General features: G+C 68.9%; 15 protein-coding genes, 1 other RNA gene and 1 pseudogene. 9 read left to right on the top strand and 8 right to left on the bottom strand.

Going from position 1 to position 15300, the window contains the following annotated elements; all coding sequences use genetic code 11:
- Positions 1 to 400, bottom strand: a pseudogene (locus A5732_RS08755) (wax ester/triacylglycerol synthase domain-containing protein); the annotation flags it as partial.
- 131 nt (positions 401 to 531) lie between these two features.
- Between A5732_RS08755 and panB the strand changes: the two are divergent.
- Positions 532 to 1380, top strand: coding sequence for a 3-methyl-2-oxobutanoate hydroxymethyltransferase (gene panB, locus A5732_RS08750; protein ID WP_076101974.1), 849 nt, complete (start codon positions 532 to 534; stop codon positions 1378 to 1380).
- Between the two features lie 203 nt (positions 1381 to 1583).
- The gene (locus A5732_RS08745) at positions 1584 to 2774 is read left to right on the top strand and encodes a 1,4-beta-xylanase (RefSeq protein ID WP_081388610.1); all 1191 of its coding nucleotides are present in this window, start codon (positions 1584 to 1586) and stop codon (positions 2772 to 2774) included.
- Between the two features lie 10 nt (positions 2775 to 2784).
- Here the strand turns inward: A5732_RS08745 and A5732_RS08740 are convergent, their stop codons facing one another.
- On the bottom strand, positions 2785 to 3165 hold the full coding sequence (locus A5732_RS08740) for a heme-binding protein (protein ID WP_249266750.1): 381 nt from the start codon (positions 3163 to 3165) through the stop codon (positions 2785 to 2787).
- Positions 3166 to 3350: 185 nt separating this feature from the next.
- Here A5732_RS08740 and A5732_RS08735 point away from each other — a divergent pair, with 185 nt between their 5' ends.
- Complete coding sequence (locus A5732_RS08735) at positions 3351 to 3596, top strand: hypothetical protein (RefSeq protein ID WP_076052704.1); 246 nt, start codon at positions 3351 to 3353, stop codon at positions 3594 to 3596.
- 144 nt (positions 3597 to 3740) lie between these two features.
- Positions 3741 to 5279 (top strand): CYTH and CHAD domain-containing protein, encoded by a 1539-nt coding sequence (locus A5732_RS08730; protein WP_076052781.1) that lies wholly within the window; start codon positions 3741 to 3743, stop codon positions 5277 to 5279.
- A 4-nt stretch (positions 5280 to 5283) separates the two neighbouring features.
- On the opposite strand, the gene rnpB is transcribed toward A5732_RS08730, so the two are convergent.
- An RNA gene (rnpB, locus tag A5732_RS08725) (RNase P RNA component class A) lies at positions 5284 to 5684 on the bottom strand.
- Positions 5685 to 5761: 77 nt separating this feature from the next.
- Here rnpB and A5732_RS08720 point away from each other — a divergent pair.
- Complete coding sequence (locus A5732_RS08720) at positions 5762 to 6472, top strand: 2OG-Fe(II) oxygenase (protein ID WP_076052782.1); 711 nt, start codon at positions 5762 to 5764, stop codon at positions 6470 to 6472.
- A gap of 6 nt (positions 6473 to 6478) precedes the next feature.
- Here A5732_RS08720 and A5732_RS08715 read toward each other — a convergent pair whose 3' ends face one another.
- Positions 6479 to 7111, bottom strand: a complete 633-nt coding sequence (locus A5732_RS08715) for a class I SAM-dependent methyltransferase (RefSeq protein WP_076052705.1) — start codon at positions 7109 to 7111, stop codon at positions 6479 to 6481.
- A gap of 46 nt (positions 7112 to 7157) precedes the next feature.
- On the opposite strand from A5732_RS08715, the gene A5732_RS08710 reads away from it, so the two are divergent.
- From A5732_RS08710 to A5732_RS08695, 4 genes are all read left to right on the top strand, one after another.
- On the top strand, positions 7158 to 7736 hold the full coding sequence (locus A5732_RS08710; protein WP_076101971.1) for a helix-turn-helix domain-containing protein: 579 nt from the start codon (positions 7158 to 7160) through the stop codon (positions 7734 to 7736).
- A gap of 49 nt (positions 7737 to 7785) precedes the next feature.
- Positions 7786 to 8964, top strand: a complete 1179-nt coding sequence (locus A5732_RS08705) for a cytochrome P450 (protein WP_076101970.1) — start codon at positions 7786 to 7788, stop codon at positions 8962 to 8964.
- Positions 8961 to 9155 carry a ferredoxin gene (locus A5732_RS08700; RefSeq protein ID WP_076101969.1) on the top strand — a complete coding sequence of 65 codons (195 nt, stop codon included), beginning with the start codon at positions 8961 to 8963 and terminating at the stop codon, positions 9153 to 9155. The genes A5732_RS08705 and A5732_RS08700 overlap by 4 nt, the downstream gene beginning before the upstream one ends.
- A 65-nt stretch (positions 9156 to 9220) precedes the next feature.
- Positions 9221 to 11173, top strand: a complete 1953-nt coding sequence (locus A5732_RS08695; RefSeq protein ID WP_076101968.1) for an aconitate hydratase — start codon at positions 9221 to 9223, stop codon at positions 11171 to 11173.
- A gap of 3 nt (positions 11174 to 11176) precedes the next feature.
- On the opposite strand, the gene A5732_RS08690 is transcribed toward A5732_RS08695, so the two are convergent.
- The 4 genes from A5732_RS08690 to cobC are packed head-to-tail and all read right to left on the bottom strand — an operon-like array spanning position 11177 to position 15226.
- On the bottom strand, positions 11177 to 12298 hold the full coding sequence (locus tag A5732_RS08690) for a bifunctional RNase H/acid phosphatase (RefSeq protein ID WP_076101967.1): 1122 nt from the start codon (positions 12296 to 12298) through the stop codon (positions 11177 to 11179).
- Entirely contained in the window at positions 12295 to 13032 is a 738-nt protein-coding gene (locus A5732_RS08685; RefSeq protein ID WP_064952109.1) for a zinc ribbon domain-containing protein, read from the bottom strand. Before A5732_RS08685 ends, A5732_RS08690 begins: the two co-directional genes overlap by 4 nt.
- Positions 13029 to 14177, bottom strand: a complete 1149-nt coding sequence (locus A5732_RS08680) for a Nif3-like dinuclear metal center hexameric protein (RefSeq protein WP_076101966.1) — start codon at positions 14175 to 14177, stop codon at positions 13029 to 13031. Before A5732_RS08680 ends, A5732_RS08685 begins: the two co-directional genes overlap by 4 nt.
- Entirely contained in the window at positions 14174 to 15226 is a 1053-nt protein-coding gene (gene cobC, locus A5732_RS08675) for an Rv2231c family pyridoxal phosphate-dependent protein CobC (protein ID WP_076101965.1), read from the bottom strand. Before cobC ends, A5732_RS08680 begins: the two co-directional genes overlap by 4 nt.
- Positions 15227 to 15300: the final 74 nt, after the last annotated feature.

The following is a 15300-nucleotide window of genomic DNA, read 5'->3' as shown; positions in this document are numbered from 1 at the left end:
GGCGGGGGCGCTCGGCCCGCCCTCCCCGGGCCCCCCCCAACCCCCCCCGGGGGGCGGGGGGGGGGCCCGGCGGCGGGTGGGGTTTGGGGCCCCTTCTCTCCCACCGCGCGCCCGCCCCCCGGGGGGGGGCCACCGCGATGCGGTGCAGGTGCCGATCGATGTTGAACTTCTCGTCGTCCACCCAGACCGGGTGGTCGAGATTCAGCGGACTGTTCGCAAGTTTTTCGCGGAACGCCGGGATCGCCTTGATGCGTAGTGCAAGGGCGTCACGCAGCCGGTCGAAGCTGTAGCCGCCCGGCGCCGTGGACGTGTCCAGCTCGATGATCGAACACACATGCATGGGCTGTGCCGAGCTCTCCAGGTACAGGAAGCTGGCGTCCAGTCCACTCAGCCGCTGCATGCGCGCATGGTATGTCTCACACCGTCACGGCGATGCAACTGCGCAAAAGAAATGGCAGAATCGAGTAGTCCAACGAACCCGGGGACCTGCAACGGCCACGAGGATCGAACCGACCACCTTTAGGGACAATGATGTCTGAGCACAACGTTTACGGTGCCAACTCGCCTGCGCAGCCCGAAAGGCCGCGGACCAAGATTCGCACCCACCACCTGCAGAAGATGAAGGCCGAAGGCCACAAGTGGGCCATGCTCACGGCCTACGACTACTCGACGGCCCGCATCTTCGACGAGGCCGGCATCCCGGTGCTGCTGGTCGGCGACTCGGCGGCCAACGTGGTGTACGGCTACGACACCACCGTGCCCGTCTCGATCGACGAGTTGATTCCATTGGTGCGCGGCGTGGTGCGGGGTGCCCCGCACGCGCTGGTCGTCGCCGACCTGCCGTTCGGCAGCTACGAGTCCGGGCCGGCCGCCGCGCTGGCCGCCGCCACCCGGTTCATGAAGGAGGGCGGCGCGCACGCGGTCAAGCTCGAGGGCGGTGAGCGGGTGGCGGAGCAGATCGCCTGCCTGACCGCCGCCGGCATTCCGGTGATGGCGCACATCGGCTTCACCCCGCAGAGCGTCAACGGCCTGGGCGGCTTCCGGGTGCAGGGCCGCGGCGACGCCGCCGAGCAGACCGTGCACGACGCGATCGCGGTCGCCGAGGCCGGCGCGTTCTCCGTCGTCATGGAGATGGTGCCGGCCGAACTGGCCACCCAGATCACCGGCAAGCTGACCATCCCGACCGTCGGCATCGGCGCCGGACCCAACTGCGACGGCCAGGTCCTGGTTTGGCAGGACATGGCCGGTATGAGCAGTGGCAAAGCCGCCCGCTTCGTCAAGCGGTTCGCGGACATCGGCGGGGAATTGCGCCGGGCCGCAACGCAATATGCGCAAGAGGTGGCCGGCGGGGTCTTTCCCGCCGACGAGCACTGCTTCTGATCCGCCCGCTGGGGGAGCCGCGCGGTGTTTTGCGCGGTCACGCCGCGGGTCTGAGGTACATGCCTGGTCGACGCGTTATCCCTGTCACCATGAAACCGCTGAAAAGCGTTGCGGTACAGGGATGTACGATAGCCTCGCGGAGAAGATCTGAACTCTGACGAGCAGGGGTGGACCACATCGACCGGGGGAATCGCGGTGACTTCGTGCACCGTCGAACCGTGCTGGCGCTGCCGCTGCTAGTAGCGGGAGGCATGGCTTTGGCCCAGACACCACGCGCGTCGGCGCGACCGCCCAACACCTCGCCGCAGGCAAGCCGGTGGTCGCCCGAGCGGGCCAACCGCTGGTATCAGGCGCAGGGCTGGCCGGTCGGCGCGAACTACATCACCTCCAACGCCATCAATCAGCTGGAGATGTTCCAGCGCGAAACCTTCGACCCACGGCGCATCGATACCGAGCTGGGCTGGGCGCGGACCAACGGGTTCAACGCGATACGGGTCTTCCTGCACGACCAGCTCTGGGCGCAGGACTACCGCGGGTTTCAGGGCCGGCTCGCCCAGTTCGTCGACATCGCCGCCCGCCACGGCATCAAACCGCTGTTCGTCCTGTTCGATTCGTGCTGGGACCCCTTCCCCAAGGCCGGCCCGCAGCGGGCACCGCGCCCGGGCATCCACAACTCCGGCTGGGTGCAGAGTCCGGGGGCGGCGCGCCTCGACGATCACGGCTACCTGCACACCATGCGCGGCTATGTCACCGGGGTGCTGACGCAGTTCCGCAGTGACGACCGCATCCTGGGCTGGGATCTGTGGAACGAGCCGGACAACCCGGCCAACGCCTACGCCTCGGTCGAGCGCAAAGACAAGGTGGACCTGGTCGCCCAGCTGCTGCCCCAGGTGTTCGAGTGGGCGCGGCGGGTCGATCCCTGCCAGCCGTTGACCAGCGGCGTCTGGCACGGCGAGTGGGCCGACCCGGGACGCCGCAGCGTCATCAGCGGCATCCAGCTCGACAACTCCGACGTCATCACGTTCCACTCCTACGCCGGCCCGGAGGAGTTCGAGAGACGCATCGCCGAGCTCGTCCCGCTGGGCCGCCCGATCCTGTGCACCGAGTACATGGCCCGGCCGCTGGGCAGCACGGTGCAGTCCATCCTGCCGATCGCGAAGCGGGCCAACGTCGGCGCGTTCAACTGGGGACTGGTCACCGGGAAGACGCAGACCTTCTTCCCGTGGGATTCCTGGGACCACCCGAACCCGGACCCCGCGATGCCGCGGGAGTGGTTTCACGACCTGCTGGGCCCCGACGGACGGCCATTCCGCGACACCGAGATCCAGACGATTCTGGAGCTGAGCGACCTGGCGATGCACATGCAACAGCGGCCGCCACCACCGGCCGGCTGAGGGCGATCGGTCAGCGGCACCGATTCTGGAAGTCGGTCAACGGCTGGCGAATGCCCTCGAGGTCGGTGTGGGTCTGCGGGTTGGCGTCCATGTACTGCTTCAACTGCGCACGCATGTCGTCGCGCGGCTGACCCTTCAAGCTGGTGAAGTACGCGTTGACGTCGGGGTGGGTGAACAAATACGCCGACGTCGCCGCGGCAACGCCCGACGAGACCTGGGCAAGATCGGCCGCCGTGCAATTCGGTTGCGACGAAGGCGCCGGTTCCGGGTCGTCCATCGGCCAGTCCGCGGCGGCCGAACCCGCCGTCCCGAAAAGCATTGCCACACTGACCGCGCCGGCCGCCATTGCGCCGGCAACAATTCGGGCCGCCGGGCGAACAAAAGACACCATGGAAACGCTCCTTCATCTCCGCATCCGCAACCGCGGCCGTTATCGGTACCGCAAACCATAAGTGGTTTTCTCGCCGCGCATGGGCTAATCACCGGCAAAGGAATATGGAGCCATTCTTCGATCTCGGCCCGCCGGTCGCGCCGCGACGGCAGAATGCTGTACGGGTGGCAGGAAGGAGACCGCAGATGATTCGGCGCCGCTGGTTTGCCGCAGTGCTGGTGTTCTCCGGCTTGGCCGTAACTCCCGCAATTGTCGTTGCCGCGCATTCCGCCGATCGGGCCGAGGCAACCGTGTGTGTGAACGCGGGCCGGCGCATCTCGGTCAGCGGGTGCACCAACATCGCCGACAACATCGAACGCTATGTCCCGCCGCCCGCCGCATATGCGCCGCTGCCCGAGGACGACGCGCCTCCTCCGCCCCCGCCGCCGTAACGGCGGCCGCGCCGGGCGCTCCACGCACCCGCCGATCCGCGACGGCCTCGTCGCTTCGGTATGGCAGGCTATGGGTGCTCATTTCCCATCCGATCCGTTCACGGCCGCGGCGACGCGCCCAACGCGCCCTCAATGGAGCCGAAGATGCCTGCAAAAGCGCCGCAACCCTCGCGTCATCTCGAGGTCGAGCGCAAGTTCGACGTAGTCGAGTCCACCGTGTCCCCCTCGTTCGAGGGGATCGCCGCGGTCGCCCACGTCGAGAAGTCACCAATGCAAACCCTGGATGCGACGTACTTCGATACGCCCATACACGATTTGGCGCGCAACAAGGTCACCCTGCGCCGCCGCACCGGTGGCTCGGACGCGGGATGGCACCTGAAGCTGCCGTCCGGTCCCGACGCCCGCACCGAGGTCCGCCTACCGCTGGACGCATCGGAGGCAAACGACTCGGTGCCCGATGAGTTGACGGACGTGGTGCTGGCGATCGTGCGCGACCGCCCGCTGCAGCCCGTCGCGCGCATCACCACCCGGCGCGAAAGCCAGGTGCTCTACGACGCCGCGGGCACCGCGCTGGCCGAGTTCAGCAACGACCATGTCACCGCGTGGTCGACGCGGGGATCCGAGGACACCGACTCGCCGACCGAACAGGAGTGGCGCGAGTGGGAATTGGAGCTCCTCGAAGCGAGCGGGCTCTCCAACGGGACGGCCGGTGTCGAGCTGCTGAACCGGTTGAGCAACCGGCTGCTGGACGCCGGGGCCGCGCCGGCGGGTCACGGCTCAAAGCTGGCGCGGGTGCTCGGCACGCCGCCCAACGGCGCCACGCCGCCCGGGGATCCGCTGCAGCGCGCGATCGCCGAGCAGGTCCGCGAGCTGGTGGTGTGGGATCGCGCGGTACGCGCCGACGCCTACGACTCCATCCACCAGATGCGGGTGACCACCCGCAAGCTGCGCAGCCTGCTGCGCGACTACCAGGAGTCCTTCGGGCTGCCCGAGGACGGGTGGGTCCTGGACGAGTTGCGTGAGCTGGCCGCAATTCTGGGCGTGGCGCGCGACGCCGAGGTGCTCGCCGAGCGATACGAGCGCGAATTGGACGGGCTCGCACCGGAATTGGTGCGCGGGCCGGTGCGCGAGCGTCTGGTCGGGGGCGCCCAGCGGCGCTACCAGACCGGGCTGCGCCGGTCATTGATCGCCATGCGCTCGCAGCGGTACTTCCGCCTGCTGGACTCCCTCGACCTGATAGCGGCCGAAACCCCGGGCGCCGCCACGGCCGAGGAACAGCCGCCGGTGACCATCGAGGCCGCCTACAAGAAGGTCCGCAAGGCCCAGAAGGCCGCCGCCCAGGTCGACCGCGAGCACCCCGACGACCAACATCAACGCGACGAGGCGATCCACCGGATCCGCAAGCGCGCCAAGCGACTTCGCTACACCGCCTCCGCCACCGGCGCCGCGAAGGTGTCCGAACAGGCCAAGGCGGTCCAGTCGTTGCTCGGTGACCATCAAGACAGCGTCGTCAGCCGCGAGCATCTGCGTCAGGAGGCCGAGATCGCGCACGCCGCCGGCGAGGACACCTTCACCTACGGGCTGTTGTATCAGCGCGAGGCCGACCTGGCCGACCGCTGCCGCGACGAACTCGACGACACCCTGCGCGAACTCGCCAAGGCGGTCCGCAAGGCGGGGCATTAGAAGGCGGGCGAGTTGGCCTGTAAGCCGGATTCTGTTCCCCGCCGCCGCGCGTAAGCAACGGCGGCGCGGCGGCGACCATCCATCTGGACACACCGTCACCGGGTGCCTCGAGCGGCCTACCCGCAGGCTCGGGCGAGCAGCCCTCGAGCGCCTGCGCGGCCACACCTTAGGTGCGGCCTTCTTGGCCTTGCTTCGGGTGGGGTTTGCCTAGCCACCCCGGTCACCCGGGATGCTGGTGCGCTCTTACCGCACCGTTTCACCCTTACCACCGCGAGGATGGCGGTCTGTTTTCTGTGGCACTTTCCCGCGAGTCACCTCGGATTGCCGTTAGCAATCACCCTGCTCTGTGAAGTCCGGACTTTCCTCGAACCGCTTGGGACGGTCCGCGGCCGCCCGGCCAACTCGTCCGCGACGATCCACGGTACTACCTGCGGCATGCTGTTGCCAGCAACTATGGCTCGCGCGGCTCTATCGTGGACCTGATGGACCGATGGGCAAAGCGTGTCGACACCGGCGATTGGGACGCCATCGCCGCCGAGGTCGACGAGTACGGCGGCGCGCTGCTGCCGCGGCTGGTCACGTCGGGTGAAGCCGCCCGGCTGCGCAAGCTCTACGCCGACGACGACCTGTTTCGGTCGACCATCGACATGGCGCCCAAACGCTATGGCGCCGGGCAATACCGCTACTTTGACGCGCCCTACCCCGCACCGATCGAAGAGCTCAAACAGGCCCTGTATCCCCGGCTGCTGCCGATAGCGCGCGACTGGTGGGGCAAGCTTGGCCGGGACGCACCCTGGCCGGACCGCCTCGACGATTGGCTGGCCGCCTGTCACGCCGCCGGTCAGAACAGGTCGACCGCCCTGATGCTGAAATACGGTGCGGGCGACTGGAATGCGTTGCACCGGGATCTCTACGGCGACTTGGTTTTCCCGCTCCAGGTCGTCATCAACCTGAGCAACCCCGAGACCGACTACACCGGCGGCGAATTCCTGCTCGTCGAACAACGGCTGCGGGCCCAATCCCGCGGCATGGCAACGCAACTGCCGCAGGGACACGGGTATGTCTTCACCACCCGGGAGCGACCGGTGCCCTCGGCCCGGGGCTGGTCCGCGGCTCCGGTGCGCCACGGCGTCTCGGTCGTTCGCTCCGGCGAGCGCTACGCGATGGGGCTGATCTTTCACGACGCGGCATAGGCGGGACTATCCCGTTTTCCGCAACACCATGATGTTGTCGGCCATCGTTCCGACTTCCCCGTTCGGGCCGACCATTTCGCGGTCGACGGCCTCGGTCCGCAGCCGGGTCCACCGCGGCGGGTTGAGGTCCAGGGACCCGAGGACCTCCTCGATGCCGGCGAAGTGGTGATCGTGATGCTCCGCCCACGGCGGTGGCGCCCCGTGGTCGACGATCAACAGCACCCCACCACGATCCACTCGCTCGGCCGCCCGCTGTAGCACCCCGTCGCGTTCCAGTCGCGCCGGGGAGTGCAGATACTGCGCGGATACCAGGTCGAAGGCCCCTTCGGGAAAGCTCTCGTTGAGGTCGTGCCGCTGAAAGTCAATGTGTGCGAGCAAGTTCCGCGCCGACGCGGCCTCGGTGGCGCGCTGTAACGCGGTGGCCGAGATATCGACGGCCACCACCTGCCAGCCGCGCTCGGCCAGCCACAGCGCGTCGGCCCCCTCACCGCAGCCCAGGTCCAGCGCCCGGCCCGCCGGCAGGCCGGCGGCCACCTCGGCCAGGCGGGGATTGACCCGTCCGCTCCACGCTCGCTCCACCGAGCGGTAGCGCTCCTCCCAGAATCGCTGGGCGTCATCAGGTTTGCACGAATTGTCCACACCGCGAGCTTGCCTACCGGATACGATTTTGCCAAGCTGAATTGCCATGCAGGCAAAAACCACCACCCCCGACATCGACCTCCTGGTGCGCCGGCGGCTGCGCGAACTGCGGGTGCAGCGAGGCTTGACGCTGCAGGAGGTCGGCGAGCGCGCCGGCATCGACGTCTCGACGCTCAGCCGCCTCGAGTCCGGAAAACGCCGGCTGGCCCTGGATCACCTGCCCCGGCTGGCCCGGGCCCTGTCGGTCAGCACCGACGAGCTGCTGCAGACGCCGCCCACTCCCGACCCGCGGGTGCGCGGCGCCGCGCACACCCACCACGGCGTCACCTATTGGCCGCTGACCCGCCAGCGCCCCGCCGGTGGCCTGCACGCGTTCAAGGTCCGGGTCAGCGCGCGTCGCCGCACCCCGCCGGCCGAGCTGCCGGTGCACGAGGGCCAGGACTGGATGTATGTGCTTTCCGGCCGGATGCGGCTCATCCTGGGCGAGCGCGACTTCACCATCGACCCTGGCCAAGCCGTCGAGTTCTCGACCTGGACGCCGCACTGGTTCGGGGTGGTGGACGGGCCGGTGGAGGCCATCGTGATCTTCGGAGCGCACGGCGAACGGCTCCACCTGCATAGTTGATCCGCGTCAGCCCATTGCCCAACAGGCACGCCGGTGCCAGGCTGACCGCATGACAGAAGCCGAAAGTTTCGTCGACCAAACGGTCACGGGGCTCGCGGAGCCGCAACCGATGTACAAGGCGCTGCGCGAAACCACCCCCGTGTTCCGGTCGCCGCAGGCGGTCGTTCTCAGCCGCCTGGCAGACATCGAAATGGCGCTGAAACACACCGAGCTGTTCTCGTCGAACATGGATGCGGTCGACCTGGGTAACGTGCGGCCGCTGATCCCGCTGCAGATCGACCCGCCCGAGCACGCGAAGTATCGGCGGATCCTCGATCCGCTGTTCACGCCGCGGGAGATGGCCCGGCGCGAACCCCGGGTCACCGAGCTGGTCAACGAGATGATCGACCGATTCGCCGGCCGGGGCGAATGCGACTTCCACACCGAGTTCGCGGTGCCGCTGCCCTGCACCGTCTTTCTGCAGCTGCTCGGCCTGCCGCTGGGCGACCTCGACCAATTCCTGGTGTGGAAAGACGGCGTCATCCGCCCCGAGGGCGACTCGGGCTACGACCGCCGCCACGAGAGCTCCGCCGGCGTGGCCCAGCAGATCTACGCATACTTCGACCGCGCGATCGACGACCACATCGCCAGCCCGCGCGACGACGTGCTGTCGGCGATGATTGCGGCGAACTTCAAAGACGGTGCCGGCCAACCACTGTCGCGCGAGGAGCTGCTCGACATCTGCTTCCTGTTCCTGATTGCCGGACTGGACACGGTCACCGACTCGCTCGACTGCTTCTTCGTGTACCTGGCGCGTCACCCCGATCACCGTCATCAACTCGTCGAGCAGCCCGACGTCCTGCCCAGCGCGGTCGAGGAGTTGTTGCGTTGGGAGACACCGGTGCCAGGCGTCGCCCGGGTCGCCATCCAGGACGTCGAGGTGGGCGGGTGCCCGATCAGCAAGGGCGAGCGGGTCAGCCCGTTACTGGGCGCGGCCAACACCGACCCCGCCGAGTTCCCCGACCCGGAGCTGGTGGACTTCACCCGCAACCCCAACCGGCACCGGGCGTTCGGCGGCGGACCGCACCGTTGCCTCGGCTCGCACCTGGCCCGCATGGAGTTGCGGGTGGCGTTGCGCGAATTCCACCGTCGCATACCCGATTACCAGATCAAGCCCGGCACCGAGCTGACCTACACCGCCGCGCTGCGTTCGGTGGAGTCGCTGCCGCTGGTCTTTCCGGTGTCATGAGCCGCGTCGGTGTCGACCCCGACCGGTGCGCCGGGCACGGGCGCTGCTACACCCTGGCCCCCGACGTCTTCGACGCAGACGAGGTCGGACACTGCCTGGTGCTCGTCGACGAGGTGTCCGGCGAGCTGGAAGCGCAGGCCGTGACCGCCGAACAGAACTGCCCGGAGAGCGCCATCACGCTGTCGCGCTGACCGCCGGCGACATACGTCGGCCATCGAATCGCGCTAGAACACGCCGTCGCGGGGTAACCCCGGGTATGGCCATGAATGTCGCTCACAAGCTGATCAGCTCGCATCTGGAGTCCGGGGAGATGTCCCCGGGAGAAGAGATCGCGCTCCGCATCGATCAGACGCTGACCCAGGATGCGACCGGCACGCTGGTGATGCAGGAACTCGAGGCGCTCGGGCTCGATCACGCCCGCACCGAGGTCAGCGTGCAGTACGTCGACCACAACCTGCTGCAGGGCGACGAGAAGAACGCCGAGGATCACGAGTACCTGCGCACCGCGGCGCAACGCTTCGGATTGTGGTTCTCCAAACCGGGCAACGGAGTCTCGCACCCAACCCACATGCAGCGCTTCGGCATCCCCGGCAAGACGATGGTGGGCTCCGACTCCCACACTCCGGCAGCCGGATCGCTGGGCATGCTCGCGATCGGTGTCGGCGGCCTCGAGGTGGCGCTGGCGATAACCGGGCGGCCACTGCACATCCGCATGCCCGAGGTATGGGGGGTGCGGCTCGAGGGTGAGCTGCCCCAGTGGTGTTCGGCCAAAGACGTGATCCTGGAGATGTTGCGCCGCCACGACGTCAAGGGCGGGGTGAACCGGATCATCGAGTATCACGGCCCCGGCGTGGCGACGCTGACGGCGATGGACCGCCACGTGATCGCCAACATGGGCGCCGAACTCGGCGCCACGACGACGGTGTTTCCCAGCGACGAGGCCGTGCGCGAATTTCTGCGCGCCGAAGAGCGCGAGGACGACTGGACGGAGTTGCTGGCCGACGACGACGCGACCTACGACGTCGAGGACACCATTGACCTGTCGCAGATCGAGCCGCTGATCGCCAAACCGTCGTCGCCGGGCAACGTGGTACCGGTTCGCGAGGTGACCGGCGAGGAGATCGCCCAGGCGGTGATCGGTTCGAGCGCCAACCCCGGGCTGCGCGATTTCGCGATCGCGGCCGCGATGGTGGCGGGGCGCCAGACGGCCCCCCAGGTCAGCTTCGACATCAACCCGACGTCGCGCGAAATCCTGGCCGACCTGACCAAGATGGGCGCGACCCTGGACCTGGTGGTGGCCGGCGCGCGCATCCACCAGGCGGGCTGCATGGGGTGCATCGGCATGGGCCAGGCGCCCGCGGTCGGTCGCAACTCGCTGCGCACGATGCCGCGCAACTTTCCCGGCCGGTCCGGCACCAAGGAGGATGCGGTGTGGCTGTGCTCGCCCGAGACCGCCGCGGCGTCGGCGCTGACGGGAGTGATCACCGATCCGCGCGACTGGGCCAAGCAGGAGGGGATGGAGTATCCGAAACTCAGTCTGCCCGAGCGCAATTCCGTCAACACCGCAATGCTGGTGCCCCCGCTCGACGCCGAGGAGGCACAACGCGTCGAACCCGTGAAGGGGCCCAACATCTCCAGCCTGCCCGAGTTGTCGCCGCTCCCAGACGAAATCGAGGCGCCGGTGCTGCTCAAAGTCGGCGACAACATCTCCACCGACGAAATCTCACCGGCCGGCGTGCAGGCCCTTCCGCTTCGGTCCAACATCCCGAAGCTCGCGATGTTCAGCTTCACCCGGGTCGATGACTCCTACCCTGAGCGGGCTCAAGAGGCCGGCGACGGCGGGCACATCATTGTCGCCGGGGACAACTATGGCCAGGGCTCCTCGCGTGAGCACGCCGCGATCGCACCGCGCTACCTCGGTTTGCGTGTCGTCATCGCCAAGTCCTTCGCTCGCATCCACTGGCAAAACCTGGCCAACTACGGAATCCTGGCGCTGGAATTCGAAAATCCCGACGACTATGACTCGGTCGACCAGGACGACATCCTCCGCATCCAGAATCTGCAGGCGCTCGACAAAGAGGATGTCCTGCAGGTCGACAATGTCGGCAAGGAATCGTCATTCGCGGTGCGGCATCGACTCTCGCCACGACAAGTCAAGGATGTGTTGGCCGGCGGGCTGATTCCCCGACTCAACCAAGAGCAGGAATGACGTTTACAGATACGCCGTCTGGTTGACCAAGCGCACGGAAGACGCTCCGTCGGAATAGAACTCGGCGATGCTCAGCGACGCCAGGTCGAGGTGCAGGCGGTACAGGATGCCGGGCCCGGCGTCCAGCGCCTCGCGCAGCAGCATCTTGATGGGTGTCACGTGCGATACCAACAGCACCGTGGTGCCCTGGTGTGCGGCGACGATCCGGTCGCGAACCCTCGACACCCGCTCGGCCACCGCGTCGAAGCTCTCCCCGCCCGGCGGGGCGGTGCTGGTGTCGCGCAGCCAGCGGCCGTGCAGTTCGGGATCGCGCTCGGCGGCCTCGGCGAACGTCAGCCCCTCCCATGCCCCGAAGTCGGTCTCGATCAGGTCGTCGTCGACGGAGACGTCCAGCCCCAGCGCCTTGGCGGCGGCCGCCGCGGTGTCGTAAGCCCGTTGCAGCGGGGAGGCGAACACCGCCGAAATGCCGCCGCGCTGCGCCAGATAGCGCGCCGCCGCGTCGCCCTGCCGCCGCCCCACCTCGGTGAGCGCCGGGTTGCCGCGGCCCGAATAGCGGCGGTGCACCGACAGCTCGGTCTGGCCGTGGCGCAGCAACAGCAGCCGGGTCGGGGTGCCGCGCGCGCCGGTCCAGCCGGGCGCCGACGGGGCCGGGGACGGCGTGGGCTTCTCCACCGGGGCGGATTGTTGTGCCGGCTCGGGCTTTTCGGTCACCCCGCTGGCCTCGGCGGCGGCGTCCATCGCCTCGTTGGCCAGCCGATCGGCGTGGGTGTTGCGCTCCCGCGGAATCCACGAGTAGCTGATCCGCTCGAAGCGTCGCGCCCGGTTTCGGGCTTCGGCGTGCAGTTCGATCAGGTCGGGGTGCTTGACCTTCCACCGCCCGGACATCTGCTCCACCAGCAGCTTGGAATCCAGGTACACCGCCGCCTCGGTGGCTCCCAGGTTCAGGGCGTCGTCCAAACCGGCTATCAGGCCCCGGTATTCGGCAACGTTGTTGGTTGCCCGGCCGATGGCCTGCTTGGCCTCCGCCAGCACGGTCGCGCGGTCCTCGGTCCACACCACCGCGCCGTATCCGGCCGGACCGGGGTTGCCGCGCGATCCGCCGTCGGCCTCGATGACGACCTTCACTGATCGAACCCCTTGACCCGCAACAGAATCGCGCCGCATTCCGGGCAGCGCACCACATCGTCTTCGGCGGCCGCCGAGATTCGGGACAGCTCGCCGCGGTCGATCTCGAGTCGGCAGGCCCCGCATCGGCGTCCCAGCAGCTGCCCGGCCCCCGCGCCTCCCCCGGCGCGCTGGCGTTCGTAGAGGGCGGCGAGCGCCGGGTCCAGGGCGGCGCTCAGCGACGCACGCCGCGAGGACTGTTGCTCGCGGGCCTCGCTGATCTCGGCGACCGCGGCGTCGAGCGCCTCACGCGCGGCGGCCATCTCGGCCTCCAGCGATGTGAGTGTCTGCTGCTCGCCGTCCAGCTGGGATTGCAGCTCCTCGCGACGCTCCATCACCTCGAGCAGGGAGTCCTCCAGGCTGGTCTGACGGCGCTGCAGGGTCTCCAGCTCGTGCTGGAGATCCGACAGTTGCTTGGCATCGGTCGCCCCCGACTGCAGCAGCGAGCGGTCGCGGTCCTCGCGCTGGCGCACCGCGTCGATCTCCGCCTCCAGCCGCGCCACCTGGGCGTCGATGTCCTCCAGCGCGATGCGCAGCGTGGCCAGCCGGTCGCCGGCGGCCTCGAATTCCACCTGCAGCCGCTCGCAGGCCTCTTGCTCGGGCAAATGCGTGGCCCGGTGCGTGATGCGGGACAGCTCGGCATCCAACTTCGACAATTCGAGCAGCGAACGCTGCTGTGCCACTTCGGCTTTCATGACCCGTCACCCCCGGACTCGTTGCCAACCCACTCGACATTCCAAGGGTCGGTGCGTATCGAGCTCACCCGCACCGGGAGCTCCGCACCGAAACGCGACCGCAGCACGCCGGCCGCCTGTCCACACCAAGGGAATTCACTTGCCCAATGTGCCACATCGATCAAAGCCACATCGGAGGCGCGGCGGTGTTCGTCGGCCGGGTGGTGGCGCAGGTCGGCCGTGACGTAGGCCTGCACGCCGGCACCGGACGCGGCGGCCAGCAGCGAATCCCCGGCGCCGCCGCACACGGCGACCCTTGACACCGGCATGTCCGGGTCGCCCGCGGCCCGCACTCCCCAGGACGTGCGCGGCAACGCCGCGTTGACGCGGGAGACGAAGTCGCGCAACGGTTCCGGGCGTTCCAGTGTCGCGACGCGGCCCAATCCGGCGTCGCCGGGCGGGGGCACCATCGCGAAGATGTCGAACGCGGGCTCCTCGTAGGGGTGGGCGGCGCGCATCGCCGCCAGCACCGCGGCCCGGGAACGCGCGGGCGCGACGACCTCGAACCGGTCTTCGGCCACCCGCTCGACATTCCCGACGCTACCCACGGCGGGCGTGGCGCCGTCGTGCGGCAGGAACTGCCCGATGCCGCTGACGGTCCAGCTGCAGTGCGAATAGTCCCCGATGTGGCCGGCCCCGGCCGCAAACACCGCCGCCTGCACCGCTTCGGCGTTCTCGGCGGGCACGTAGACAACCCACTTATCGATATCTTGTACGTCCGACGCCGGTTCGAGCACGCCCTCGACGGTGAGGCCCAGCGCCTCGGCCAGCGCATCGGACACACCCGGGCGGGCCGAATCGGCATTGGTGTGCGCGGTGAACAGCGAGCGCCCGCTCTGGATCAACCGGTGCACCAGCGCCCCCTTGGGGGTGCTGGCCGCCACGGTGTCCACCCCGCGCAACAGCAGCGGATGATGGGCCAACAGCAGACCCGCTTGGGGAACCTCGTCGACGACCGCCGGCGTCGCATCGACGGCGACGGTCACCGACTCGAGCTTGTCATCGGGGTCACCGCACACCAGGCCCACCGAATCCCAGGATTCGGCGAGCCGGGGCGGGTAGGCCTCGTCGAGCGCCGCGATGACGTCAGCCAGCTGCACGCTCACCGCTGCCCCCCGATGCTCTCCGGCGTGACCGCCTCCGAAATCGCCTGCACCAGCTGCGGCCACTCGCGGCGCACCGCGGCCCGCAGATACCGCTCGTCCAAGCCGACGAACGTATCACAGCGGCGAATGGCAATTCCCCTGTCATGCAGAGTCTTTCGTATGTGCACCGCGTCAGGCGTGCGGAACAGCACGAACGGAGCCCGGCCGTCGACCACCTCGGCGCCCACCGATGCCAGGCCGGTCACCATCTCGGCGCGCAGCCTGGCCAGTCCCGCCGCCCCGGCCGCCGCCTCGGCGACGGCTTGGCGCCCGCAGCAATCCGCGATGGCCGTCAGTTGCAGCGTCCCCACCGGCCAGTGCGCCCGCTGCGCGGTCAGCCGCGCCAGCACCTCCGGGGAACCCAGCGCGTAGCCCACCCGCAACCCGGCCAGCGCCCACGTCTTGGTCAGGCTGCGCAGCACCAGCACGTCGGGCGCCGCGTCACCGGCCAGCGATTGAGGCTCACCCGGGATCGAGTCGGCGAACGCCTCGTCGACAACCAGGATCCGTCCGGGCCGTCGCAACGCCAGCAGTTGTTCGCGGGTGTGCAGTACCGAGGTGGGGTTGGTCGGGTTACCCACCACGACAAGGTCGGCGTCATCGGGGACGGCCGCACCCGCCAGGCCGAACGGCGGCTCCAGCACGACGTGGTGCACCGGCACCCCGGCCGCGGTCAGCGCGACGGCCGGCTCGGTGAACGCCGGCGCGATGATCGCCGCCCGCCGCGGACGCAGGTTGCCCAGCAGGGCGAACGCCTCGGCCACCCCGGCCAGCGGCAGCACCTCGTCGCGGGCCCGGCCGTGCCGCTCGGCGGCCGCGTCCTGCGCCCGGTGGACGTCGTCCAGACTCGGGTAGCGCGCCAGGTCGGGCAGCCGCTCGGCCAGCCGTCGCAGCAGCCACTCCGGCGGTTGGCCGTGCCGGACGTTGACGGCGAAATCCAGCATCCCGGGCGCGACGGCCTGATCACCGTGGTAGCGCGCCGCTGGCGGGCTCAGGTTCAGACTCGCCATCCGTGAAACACTAGTGCGCCGTGCGGGCCGGGCGGAGCAACACCGTCACACCCGGCCGCACCCATCGAGGACAA

The sequence above is a fragment of the Mycobacterium colombiense genome, from assembly GCF_001953985.1.
Taxonomy (GTDB): Bacteria; Actinomycetota; Actinomycetes; order Mycobacteriales; family Mycobacteriaceae; genus Mycobacterium; species Mycobacterium colombiense_B.
This window is presented reverse-complemented; position numbering and strand designations above follow the sequence as displayed.